The organism is Jutongia huaianensis, assembly GCF_014384985.1.
Taxonomy (GTDB): domain Bacteria; phylum Bacillota; class Clostridia; order Lachnospirales; family Lachnospiraceae; genus Jutongia; species Jutongia huaianensis.
This window is the reverse complement of record NZ_JACRSX010000001.1, coordinates 189,689-202,036: the sequence shown is the minus strand read 5'-3', so window position 1 is coordinate 202,036 and position 12,348 is coordinate 189,689. Positions and strand designations below refer to the sequence as shown.

General features: G+C 45.5%; 9 protein-coding genes, 1 pseudogene and 1 other annotated feature. Of the genes and pseudogenes, 8 read left to right on the top strand and 2 right to left on the bottom strand.

All coding sequences use genetic code 11. From position 1 onward, the window contains the following. Nucleotides 1–102 precede the first annotated feature (102 nt). The 7 genes from H8704_RS00880 (at nucleotide 103) to nrdD (ending at nucleotide 7,823) form a co-directional block, all read left to right on the top strand. Nucleotides 103–777, top strand: coding sequence for a M23 family metallopeptidase (locus H8704_RS00880; protein ID WP_249296937.1), 675 nt, complete (start codon nucleotides 103–105; stop codon nucleotides 775–777). 18 nt (nucleotides 778–795) lie between these two features. Then, nucleotides 796–1,599 carry a GTP pyrophosphokinase gene (locus tag H8704_RS00875; protein WP_118677161.1) on the top strand — a complete coding sequence of 268 codons (804 nt, stop codon included), beginning with the start codon at nucleotides 796–798 and terminating at the stop codon, nucleotides 1,597–1,599. A gap of 85 nt (nucleotides 1,600–1,684) precedes the next feature. Beyond that, nucleotides 1,685–3,193: an RsmB/NOP family class I SAM-dependent RNA methyltransferase gene (locus H8704_RS00870; RefSeq protein ID WP_022465842.1), complete on the top strand. Its 1,509-nt coding sequence runs from the start codon at nucleotides 1,685–1,687 to the stop codon at nucleotides 3,191–3,193. 24 nt (nucleotides 3,194–3,217) lie between these two features. Next, nucleotides 3,218–3,787 (top strand): hypothetical protein, encoded by a 570-nt coding sequence (locus H8704_RS00865; protein WP_118677159.1) that lies wholly within the window; start codon nucleotides 3,218–3,220, stop codon nucleotides 3,785–3,787. A 22-nt stretch (nucleotides 3,788–3,809) separates the two neighbouring features. Beyond that, nucleotides 3,810–4,799, top strand: coding sequence for an RluA family pseudouridine synthase (locus tag H8704_RS00860; RefSeq protein ID WP_249296936.1), 990 nt, complete (start codon nucleotides 3,810–3,812; stop codon nucleotides 4,797–4,799). Nucleotides 4,800–4,860: 61 nt separating this feature from the next. Further along, nucleotides 4,861–5,394 carry a Holliday junction resolvase RecU gene (locus tag H8704_RS00855; protein ID WP_249296935.1) on the top strand — a complete coding sequence of 178 codons (534 nt, stop codon included), beginning with the start codon at nucleotides 4,861–4,863 and terminating at the stop codon, nucleotides 5,392–5,394. Nucleotides 5,395–5,645: 251 nt separating this feature from the next. Next, on the top strand, nucleotides 5,646–7,823 hold the full coding sequence (nrdD, locus tag H8704_RS00850; RefSeq protein ID WP_249296934.1) for an anaerobic ribonucleoside-triphosphate reductase: 2,178 nt from the start codon (nucleotides 5,646–5,648) through the stop codon (nucleotides 7,821–7,823). A gap of 133 nt (nucleotides 7,824–7,956) precedes the next feature. Here the strand turns inward: nrdD and H8704_RS00845 are convergent, their stop codons facing one another. After that, complete coding sequence (locus H8704_RS00845) at nucleotides 7,957–8,871, bottom strand: putative ABC transporter permease (RefSeq protein WP_249296933.1); 915 nt, start codon at nucleotides 8,869–8,871, stop codon at nucleotides 7,957–7,959. 125 nt (nucleotides 8,872–8,996) lie between these two features. Continuing rightward, nucleotides 8,997–9,241 (top strand) — a binding site (T-box leader). A gap of 105 nt (nucleotides 9,242–9,346) precedes the next feature. Here H8704_RS00845 and H8704_RS00840 point away from each other — a divergent pair. Then, nucleotides 9,347–11,005, top strand: a pseudogene (locus H8704_RS00840) (2-isopropylmalate synthase); the annotation flags it as partial. A 144-nt stretch (nucleotides 11,006–11,149) separates the two neighbouring features. Here H8704_RS00840 and H8704_RS00835 read toward each other — a convergent pair. Beyond that, on the bottom strand, nucleotides 11,150–12,331 hold the full coding sequence (locus H8704_RS00835; protein WP_249296932.1) for an MFS transporter: 1,182 nt from the start codon (nucleotides 12,329–12,331) through the stop codon (nucleotides 11,150–11,152). Nucleotides 12,332–12,348: the final 17 nt, after the last annotated feature.

The following is a 12,348-nucleotide window of genomic DNA, read 5'->3' as shown; positions in this document are numbered from 1 at the left end:
GACAGAGAGATTGACAAATGCAAACCGGAAGAATAATTGCAGCAGGAACGCCGTATTTATAAAGGAGACCTTTTGGGCAGATGCCCGGTAAGGAGCTTGTCCATGAGGACAAAAAAGCAATGGCGGTATGTCAGATATTTACGGATCATATTATGGGTTAGCGTTTTATTTTTGATGCTGTTTCTGGATGTTCGGTGTGCCGGATACATTGTAACCTGGCAGCAGGAGATGGAACAGGTATGTCAGGTTCAGCAGGGTCTGCAAAAGCAGAACGCAGAAAGGCTGCTTCGCCCTCTGCTGGAGGAGGTAGAATGTTTTCCGGTCCAGAGAGCGAAGGGGCAAAGTGTGTCCTGGGGCTTTGATGACGGTTATGGAGAGGGGCGGAGCTATGGGGGCAGACGAAGCCATGAAGGCATTGACATTATGCCGGTTTCTGATGATCGGAAGCAGATACCGATCCGGTCTGTGTCGGATGGCGTGGTAGAGCAGCTCGGCTGGCTGGAGCTTGGCGGATACCGGGTGGGGATACGGACGAAGTCCGGATTATATTTCTATTATGCCCACCTGGAGGAATATGCTCCGGGACTGCAAAAAGGAGACAGGGTACAGGCAGGAGCCCTGCTTGGTTATATGGGAGATACCGGATATGGGCCGGAAGGAACGAGAGGAAAGTTCCCGGTACATCTTCACTTTGGTATTTACTATGACAAAGATGGAGAGGAATGTACGGTAAATCCATATTATCTGCTGCAATATCTGGAGAAAAATAAGGTATAATGATAAGGGGACAAAAACATGGAAATTCAATTGTGGAGAGAAATATTAGATCCATACAGACAGGCGGTGGATGAACTGACCGTTAAATTCGATCATATGATTCAGGAGCATCATAATGCGGGAATTTACTGTCCGATCGTGCAGGTCAGCGGCCGTGTAAAAAAGATATCAAGTATTCTGGAAAAATGCCAGCGTAAAAATGTACCGATGGAGGAGCTGGAGGAAAAGATTGAGGACATTGCCGGAATACGAATTATCTGTCAGTTTGTAGAGGATATTGAGAGAGTTGTGGAGATCATTCGTAAGAGAAGTGATATGATCATCAAAAAAGAAAAGGATTATATTTCAAACAGTAAGGAGAGCGGTTACCGTAGTTACCATGTGATTGTTTATTATACGGTTCAGACAATTAATGGCCCGAAAAATCTGGAAGTGGAGATTCAGATCCGTACTCTTGCCATGAATTTCTGGGCGATCATTGAGCACTCTCTGCAGTATAAATATAAAGAAAATATGCCGGATGAGGTCCGGGGGCGTCTGCTGCGCGCGGCAAAGGCGGTGGATGCACTGGATATGGAAATGTCCTCTGTCCGGGATGAGATTATGGATGCCCAGAATTCCAATCGGAGAAAAGCGGGCATCGTGAGTGATATATTAAATAATATTGAGAATTTGTACCGTACCATGAATAAACGGGAGGTAGGGAAGATACAGGATGAATTTTTCCGGGTTTATCAGGCGGATGATATTGCACTTTTAGAGCGGTTCAACCGGCAGCTGGATGTTCTGTCAGAGTCGTACCGGGCACAGAGTCTGAGCTGATGATGCACGAAAGACGGAAATGTTCTGTCAGAATGCAGGAAATACAGAACCGGAACGGATAAGATCACGGAAAGGACCAAAGGAAATGAGGACAGAAGAGTTACCGGAACAGTTTCTGGAGAGTATGAAAAGAATGCTGGGAACAGAATATCAGGACTATATCAGTAGTATGAAAGAGGATACCCGCACAGCACTTCGTGTAAATACCAACAAAATAACGCCAGAGCAGTTTATGGATATTTGTCCATTTCATGCAGAGCCGGTGCCGTGGAATGAAAAGGGATTTTATTATAATGCGGATGTGGATATGCCGTCGAAGCATCCCTATTATTATGCAGGACTATATTATATTCAGGAGCCCAGTGCTATGATTCCGGCCAGTCTGCTTCCTGTGGAAGAAGGAGACCGGGTGCTGGATCTGTGTGCGGCTCCGGGAGGAAAGGCAACAGAATTGTCCGCAAAGCTTCACGGGACCGGTCTTTTGGTGGCAAATGATATCAGTGTGTCCAGAGCAATGGCACTGGCCAAAAATTTGCAGATTTCAGGAACTAAAAATGCGGTAGTGACAGCAGAAACACCGGAAAATCTGGCGGCTGTACTGCCGGGCTTTTTCCATAAGGTATTGATCGATGCCCCATGCTCCGGAGAAGGAATGTTCCGGCGTGATCCGGGAATGGTGAAAAGCTGGTGTATCCATGGACCGGAGTATTATGCTGCGCTTCAGGCAGAGATTTTGGAAAGTGCCTATGTTCTGCTTGCACCGGGAGGAGATATGGTATATTCTACTTGTACCTTTTCTCCTTTAGAGGATGAAGGAATGATTCAGTCCTTTCTGAAGAAGCACCCGGATATGACTATCTGTGAGGTGCCACGACATCCGGGTTATTCTGAAGGCAGACCGGACTGGGTGCCGGATGGCGATTCTTCTCTGGAAAACTGTGTCCGGATCTTTCCACACCGGGCAGAGGGAGAGGGGCATTTTGCGGTACTTTTGCATAAGCATGGGAAAGCAGGAGATACATGTGATGATCCGGAGATGTGGGACATAAATGGGACAGATATGAAGTCAGACCGGATTTCTGAAGCTTGTCCGGATGGAAAAAGAAGACGAAAACAGTCCGGAAAAAAGAGCAGAAATCATATATCTGCATCGGATTCACGGGAAAAGAAGCAGAAAAACCAGGAAGGGATAGAAGACTTTTTTCAAATGCTTCTGCCGGAGACAGGAATTGAAATAAAGAAACTGTCCCGAAAGAAGGACATTTATGTTGCAGAGACTTTGGCAGCAGGACAAATGAAGGGACTTCGGATCGTGGCAGGCGGATTGATCGCTGGCAATGACAAAAACGGGCGGTTTGAGCCGTCTCCCCAGCTTGCACTTGCACTTCGGGGAGAGGATTATTTACAAAGGATCGATCTGCCGGCGGAAGATGAGAGGGTGATCCGTTATCTCAAGGGAGAAACGGTTCTGGTAGACAAGCCGTATAAGGGATATGTTCTGTTCTGTGTTGATGGTTATCCGCTAGGCTGGTGCAAGGGCAATGGTTCCGGCACCATGAAGAATAAATATTATCCCGGATGGCGTATGCAGTAAATCGTTAAAGAAATGGAGACTATTATGTTAGAAAAAGGAAGCTTTGAGTATATCAAAAAAAAGAAAAAAAGAAAGATCATTATGGTGGTTGCGATCATCGTCATTGCAGCAGCTATTTTTGGAATCGGACTGCTGCTCAATAAAATGTCACGAGCCAATATATTTACTGTGCTGGCAATTCTCTGTGTGCTTCCATGGGCAAAACAACTTGTAGCGTTGATCGTGTTATTCCCGTATCACAGTGTCAGCAGAGAACGCTATGATAAGGCCCGGAAATGTCTGGAAAACAGTGGAGTACAGGGGGCAAAGCTGTATACAGATCTGGTGATCACTTCACCGGATAAGGTAATGAATCTGGATTTTGCCGTGATAGGTGCAGGTCATGTGATCGCATTGATCGGTAGAGACGGTCAGGATGTGTCATATATCAGGGAATATCTCACCAATGGAGTGCATCAGTGGGGAGATTTTCAGGTACAGATCGTGACCAGTGAAAAACTTTTTTTTAAGGAAGTGGAGCGCATGCAGGAGCATGAGGTGACAGCGGAGGAAGCGGAAAATGTGGATTCTTATATCCGCTCCCTGATCGTCTAATATAGAAAGGCATGGTTATCATATGCGTGTTTTAAAGGTAAGTGCTCAGGAGGAAGGACAGAGACTGGACCGGATGCTGGACAAGTATATGCAGTTAGCACCCCGGAGTTTTTTTTATAAAATGCTTCGCAAAAAAAATATCAAATTAAATGGGAAAAAAGCGGATGGCTCCGAAAAGGTAACAGCGGGAGATGAGATTACGCTTTATCTGGCAGACGAAACCGTTGAGAGCTTCCGAAAGCAGACTCCTCAGAAGGCTCAGAGAACAAAGAATACTGGAAGAAAGTCTATGAATATTCCGGTCATTTACGAGGATCAGGATATTCTGGTGCTGAATAAACCTGTGGGCGTATTGTCCCAAAAAGCCGACAGAGATGATTATTCTCTGGTGGAATGGCTGGAGGATTATCTGGGAAAGGATGCCGCACAGACATTTCGTCCCGGAATCTGTAATCGTCTTGACCGCAATACCAGTGGCCTGGTGGTGGCGGGCAAGAGTATTCATGGACTCCAGTGGATGAACCGCCTGTTCCGGGAAAGAAATCTCAAAAAGTATTATCTTTGTCTGGTGCATGGTGCAGTTAAGGGGGAGAAAAAGCTTCACGGGTTTCTGAAAAAGGATCCAAAGAAAAATATTGTGACTGTGCTAAAGAGTCCGGAAAATGGGACAGTGGAGATTGAAACCCGGTATCAGCCGTTACAGGTAGTATTCTGGGAGGGTGAGTCATATACTTTGCTTAAGATTCATCTGATCACCGGAAAGTCCCATCAGATCAGAGCACATCTGGCAAGCATTGGATATCCGGCTGTAGGAGACGTAAAATATGGCCGAAAAGGAAAGGCTGAGCAGAAGTTCCGTCTGCGGAGCCAGCTTCTCCATGCCCGGCAGCTGGAGCTGCCAGAAGAAGAATATCTGCCATCTCTTTATTGGAATAAAATATTTATTGCAGATCTGCCGCGTAAGTTTGCACAGGTATTGGAAGATATGGGGGTTGATATATCAGATATCTGATCATTTGATGTCAGAGCAAAAGTACAACGAATTTTATATTTGATAAAAGGAGGAATTTCCCATGGCATCATGGAATTCCAGAGGGCTTCGAGGTTCCATGCTGGAGGAGTCCCTCAATATGACGAATGAAAAATACCGCCGGGAAAAGCTGGCGCTGGTGCAGAAGATTCCAACGCCGATCACGCCTATGGAGTTTGATAAAGAGCATCATCATATTACGCTCGCTTATTTTGAGCAGAAAAGTACCGTGGATTATCTGGGAAATGTGCAGGGGGTGCCGATCTGTTTTGATGCCAAGGAGTGTGCCACGGATACCTTTCCTCTGCAGAATATCCATGAGCATCAGGTGGAATTTATGACAGAGTTTGAGGAGCAGGAGGGCATCGCCTTTCTGATCATTTATTTCAGTGGATGTAATCTCTGTTATTATGTGCCTTATCGGGATATGATGCGTTTTTGGGACAGAGCTCTTGGGGGAGGACGGAAGAGCTTCCGGCGGGAGGAGTTAGACCAGGAGTATCAGATCCGGGTGCAGGGAGAGGTGTTTATTCATTATCTGGAGGCATTGCAAAAGGATCTGGACAGCCGGGAATAAATACAGAACGATGTGCTTTAGATGAAAAAAGTTACATACACTATATATTGTGGTTAGACAAGCGTAGAATACAATATATTGTCGAATTTCTATTGACACACATTTTCATATATGCTAACATTGTAACCGTGGCTCACACATGAGGAGCCACGGTTTATTGTATAAATAATATTTTATATGATATGGGGTGCCAAAGCGGCAAAACGCTGGTTTTGCCCTGAATTATCTTAATGTAAGGCAGGTTGAGGAGAATGAAAATCATAAAAAGAAGTGGTACAGAGACAGTCTTTGATATTACGAAGATCACTGCGGCTATTATGAAGGCAAACAAGGAGGTGCCTGCCAGCGAACGTCTTTCTCTGCAGCAGATTCAGGAGATTTCTGATAATGTGGAGCAGATGTGTCTGGATATGAAGCGGTCTCCTAATGTGGAGGAGATTCAGGATATGGTAGAAAACCAGATCATGAATAACCGTGCTTTTGCATTGGCCAGAAAGTATATCACATATCGTTATACCAGGGCACTTGTGCGTAAATCAAATTCCACAGATGATCAGATCATGAGTCTTCTGGAATGTAATAACGAGGAAGTAAAGCAGGAAAATTCCAACAAAAATCCAACGGTAAACAGCGTGCAGCGTGACTATATGGCAGGAGAGGTCAGCAAAGATATCACAAAGCGTTTTCTTTTGCCGGAGGACATTGTCCATGCTCATGAGCAGGGGATTATCCATTTTCACGATTCCGATTATTTTGCACAGCATATGCACAACTGCTGTCTGGTCAATCTGGAGGATATGCTGCAGAATGGCACGGTCATTAGTGAGACAGCCATTGAAACGCCCAAGAGCTTTTCAACGGCATGCAATATCGCTACGCAGAGTATTGCCCAAATTGCCAGCTCCCAGTACGGTGGTCAAAGCATCAGTCTGGCACATCTGGCTCCTTTTGTCGATGTCAGCCGTAAGAAATTCCGCCGCATTGTCCGGGAGGAGTTTGAAGAATCCGGCGTAGATGCCACAGAGGAGCAGATCAATAAGGTGGCAGAGCTTCGTGTGTTAGATGAGATCAAAAAAGGTGTACAGATGATCCAGTATCAGGTGATCACATTGATGACTACCAATGGTCAGGCACCGTTTGTCACTGTTTTTATGTATCTGGACGAGGTGCCGGAGGGACAGGTGCGGGATGATCTCGCACTTGTGACAGAGGAAATCCTGCGCCAGAGGATTCTTGGTGTCAAAAATGAAAAAGGTGTTTATATTACACCGGCATTTCCGAAGCTGATCTATGTTCTGGAGGAGGACAATGTAACCGAGGGAAGTAAGTACTGGTATCTCACAAAGCTGGCAGCAGAATGTACTGCCAAGAGAATGGTGCCGGATTATATTTCCGAAAAGAAAATGCTGGAGCTTAAGATTGATAAAAACGGAGAAGGACACTGTTATCCATGTATGGGATGCCGGTCGTTCCTGACTCCTTATGTAGATGAAAATAACAAGCCAAAATATTACGGTCGTTTTAATCAGGGCGTTGTCACCGTAAATCTTGTGGATATCGCATGTTCTTCCGGTGGTGATACGGATAAGTTCTGGGAGATCTTTGATGAGCGGATGGCACTCTGTAAAAAGGCATTGATGTGCCGTCATAACCGTCTGAAGGGCACTCCGTCCGATGTGGCACCGATCCTCTGGCAGTACGGAGCACTTGCACGTCTGCAAAAGGGTGAGACCATAGATAAGCTGCTGTATGGTGGATATTCTACAATCTCGCTGGGATATGCGGGACTTTGTGAATGTACCAGATATATGACAGGCAAATCCCATACCGATCCAAGTGCCACACCATTTGCGCTTGAGGTGATGAGAAGGCTCAATGCAGCATGTGCCAGATGGAAAGAGGAGGAAAATATTGATTTCAGTCTTTATGGCACTCCTCTGGAGTCCACGACTTATAAGTTTGCAAAATGTCTTCAGAAGCGTTTTGGTGTGATCAAGGGTGTTACAGATAAGAATTATATTACCAACAGCTATCATGTTCATGTCACAGAGCCGATCGATGCCTTTGAAAAATTAAAGTTTGAGTCACAATTTCAGGAGCTTTCTCCGGGAGGAGCCATCAGTTATGTGGAAGTGCCAAATATGACAGATAATATTGATGCCGTGTTAAGTGTGATGCAGTATATTTATGAGCATATTATGTACGCAGAGCTCAATACAAAGAGTGATTACTGTCAGGAGTGTGGCTATAACGGGGAGATCCAGATCGTGACCGACGACGATGGAAAGCTGATCTGGAAATGTCCAAATTGTGGCAACACCGATCAGGATAAAATGAATGTGGCGAGACGTACCTGTGGATATATCGGAACACAGTTCTGGAATCAGGGAAGAACTCAGGAGATCAAGGAAAGAGTGCTTCATTTATAAAAAAATTAAAAACAAACAGATCATAGAAAACGAAAAGCTCCGAAAGGTGAATGTTTCCACCCTTCGGAGCTTGTTTGTTTTATAATCTCAGCAGCTGAAAATGTTTCATTTGCCTTTAGATATTATAAAATTATTATTTCTCAGAATGTTCTTTTTCTGTAATCTGCAGCAGGAAATCCTTCAGCAGGATCTTCACCGGCTTACGTCCCGTTTTTCGTACAGACTCAGGAATAAACTTCAAGGTAGGGAATGCCTGCATAATACGTTTGTTTCCGAAAAAAGGATTCTTTTTCTGGAAAGAGGTATGACGTTCTTTATATTCCCTGAAACGCTGTTCAATCTCTGCAAGTTTGGAATCCTCGCCGGAGTAGGTTTCTTTTAATTCTTCCAGACGTTTTAAGAAGCCCTCGGCTCGTTCATTTTGTGTATGAATTTTGGAGAATATGATCTGGCGCAGAGAGGAAAAACGCTCTTCTTCCAGTTGGGTAATTAACTCGTCCCGAATATGGTACAGTGTTTCCAGCTGATTGCGGAAGTTTATCGTCGTGATCACGGTATAAATAAGATCGGCTGCCATCACTACCGTTACCATAGTCAGCAGGATCAGACCTGTCTGTCGGGGAATGCTGTAGATAATGGAATTTAATGCCGGTTGTAAAAAGTCAAAAGCAAGCAGTGATAAAAATCCCCAGAACATGGATGGAACCAGAGCGATACGCCCCTCATAATTATATGGATCATCGCTGTAATCCCACCACTGTGCATGGAACATCTTTTCCATTCCCCAGGATGTGAAATACTCGATGGCCGTTGCCAAAAGCATGCCTCCCAGATATAACAGAGAAGGGTGGGGAGTCAGCGGCCGCAGAAATACATATACGATCGTTCCGCCGAAACCATAAAGGGGCAGCAGGGGACCGATCAGAAATCCGCGGTTTGTCAGTTTATGCGCTTTGATGGAGCAGAAGGAACTTTCGTAGATCCATCCGAAAAAGCTGTATAAATAAAAGTCCATCAGTATAAAATACCAGGATAATCCAAGAAACATATGTGTCACCTCATCATTTGTCTGTATTATTTTGCGTAATAATGATAAATATGATACAGTAATTTTTTGAAAAAATCAAATTTAGGGGTTCCCAATAAGAACGGTTTGTGTTATAGTAATTGGTATCAAAAGCTGGGAAGAGGAATAGTAGCTGTTCAAACTTCATACAGAAAGCTGTTGGTTGATGCGAAACAGTTGAATGTCAGACAGTGAACTCGCCTTGGAGCTGCCGGTTGAACCATAGTAGATCAGGACGGATTCCCACCGTTACAGGGGAAAGGTATTGGATTCGTATTTCTTGTACCTGTGAGAGCATGAATGATTCATGAATAAGAGTGGTACCGCGTGAGAATATTCTCCCGTCTCTAAGTATAGAGGCGGGTTTTTATTTGCTGTAAACCTTTATAGGATGGCAGCAGATAAAACTCCGTGTTAAGAAATAGAACAAAAAGATTTAAAATGGAGGGTTAGAATCATGAAGGGATTTGAAAAGTATCAGAAAACATATTTTATGCCGTCAGAGGCAACTTATGACTGGGTAAAAAAGGACAGCATCACAGAGCCGCCGGTATGGTGCAGTGTGGATCTTAGAGATGGTAATCAGGCATTGATCGAGCCAATGAGTCTTGAGGAAAAGGTTGAGTTTTTTAAGATGCTGGTTAAGATCGGTTTCAAGGAGATCGAGGTTGGATTTCCGGCTGCATCCGAGACGGAATACAACTTTCTGCGTACTTTGATCGACCGGAAGCTGATTCCGGATGATGTGACGGTGCAGGTACTGACACAGGCAAGAGAGCACATTATCCGCAAGACCTTTGAGGCGGTTGATGGTGCACCAAATGCCGTTGTTCATGTATATAATTCCACATCTGTGGCACAGAGAGAGCAGGTATTCCGCAAGTCTAAAGAAGAGATCAAAAAGATCGCTGTGGACGGAGCAAAGCTTCTCAAGGAGCTGGCTGCAGAAGTAAAGGGCAATATCCGTTTTGAGTACAGCCCGGAGAGCTTCCATGGCACCGAGGTAGAGTATGCGGTTGAGGTGTGCAATGCCGTTCTGGATGTATGGCAGCCACAGGCAGATGCCAAGGCGATCATCAATATTCCGTCTACCGTGGAAAATGCGATGCCTCATGTATTTGCAACACAGATCGAGTATGTCAGCAAGCATTTGAAATACAGAGACAATGTTGTTCTTTCCCTGCATCCACACAATGACCGTGGCTGCGGTGTGGCAACGGCGGAGCTGGGTGTTCTGGCCGGAGCAGACCGTATCGAGGGAACACTTTTCGGAAATGGTGAGCGTACCGGAAACATGGATATTGTTACCATGGCAATGAACATGTATTCCCATGGAGTCGATCCAAAGCTGGACTTCTCCAATATGCAGGAGATTGCCGATACATATGAGCGACTGACCAATATGCAGGTATCTATGCGTCAGCCATATGCAGGAGAGCTTGTATTTACTGCATTCTCCGGTTCTCATCAGGATGCGATCTCCAAGGGGATGGCATACCGTGAGGAAAAGAACTGCGAGTACTGGACTGTACCTTATCTGCCGATCGATCCAAAGGATGTGGGACGTACCTATGATTCTGACGTTATCCGTATCAACAGCCAGTCCGGCCGTGGCGGTGTCAGCTATGTATTAAAGAACAGCTTTGGTCTGATCCTGCCGGATAAGATGAAGGAAGAGGTTGGATATCTTATGAAGAATGTATCCGATCACCGCCATGCAGAGCTGTCTCCGGAGGATATGAGAGATGTATTTAAAGAGACTTATGTGGATGTTGACAAGAAGTTTGATGTATCCGAGTGTCATTTCAAACAGAAAGATGGTATCGGAGCGGAGGTAACCATCGTCGCAGACGGTAAGGAGACCGTTGTGGATTCTCACGGAAACGGACGTCTGAATGCAGTAAACCATGCGATCAAGAAATACTTCAATCTGGACTATGCATTGGATGTATATGAGGAGCATTCTCTTTCCAAGCGTTCCGATGCACAGGCAATCTCTTATGTGGGGATTAAGCCTGCCGGTCAGGAGAAGCTGTACTGGGGTGCCGGCACCGATGATGATATCATCAAGTCTTCCATTGACGCACTGGTCAATGCAGTGAACCGTTATATGGAGAATAAACAATTTTAGCTTATTTGTGAGACTGCATTTATAAAGGATCCATAAATGGTAATATAAAAATGGACTGTACTAATTTTGGTACAGTCCATTTTTTGCACATTGAAATTTTTTGTTAAAATTTATCCATACAGATAAAGATTATTTCTCATACTTCCGGCACATGGTCAGTCCGGCGATCATCAGTACCGGAAAGATAATTGCAGACAGAAGACCGAGCTTTAAGTTATCCTGCAGTGCGGAAGAGACAAAACCAACTGTAGTGGGACCGGCAGAGCATCCGATGTCTCCGGCCAGAGCGAGCAGGGCGAAGATGGTTGTACCACCCTGAGGACAAACCTTTGAACTGATACTAAAGGTTCCCGGCCACATAGCAGCAACGGAAAGACCACAGACGCCGCAGGCAGCCAGAGAAATTGCCGGGAGCGGAGAGAACGTCACGACCAGATAGCTGACGATACAAAGGCAGGCACAGGCTCCCAGGTATCCGGTCAGTGAAAAACGTTCCGCAACATGGGCGTGAAGAACTCTGCCGGAGCCCATCAGGATTGCAAAAAAGCATGGACCTGCAAGATCTCCCACGGTCTTGGAAACGTGTAGACCGGTTTCTGCCAGGGCAGATGCCCACTGGCTCATGGCAAGCTCTGAGGCGCCGCTGCACAACATCAGTAAAGCGAGAACCCAGAATACCTTTTCCTTTAACAGACCGGTGATGGACATGCCCCGCCCTTCGTCAGCCAGAGAATTGATCGGTACAAAACAAAAGTAAATGGCATTACAGGCCGGAATGACTGCCCACATGGCGGAAATGATTCTCCAGGAATCCAGTCCCAGCAGGCGGAAAAGCAGCGTGGATACCAGAACTACCAGCACAGAACCCCAGCAATAAAAGGAGTGCAGCAGACTCATGGCAGCTCCCTTTTTGTCGGTAGGGCAGGCTTCCACGATGGGACTGATGATCACCTCGGTCAGACCACCGCCAATGGCATAAATGACGACGGCGATACTGATACCGAGATAGGGATCGGAGGTCAGCTCCGGTAAAATGCCAAGAAGGATCAGACCCACAGCGGCAAAAATATGAGCCAGTACGGCATTTGGCCGATAACCGATCCGGTCTGTAAATTTGGCTGAAAACAGATCCACCAGAATCTGGGTGACAAAATTAACCGTGACCAGAAGACCGATCCGCGACAGGGAGATGCCATAAGTCCGGTGAAAGGTAACAAATAATAAAGGGGCGAAATTATTGACGATCGCCTGAGTGATATATCCGATGTAACTGGCGGCAATGGTATGCCGGAAATCATTACGTATATTCATAAAAACCTCCTGTGTAT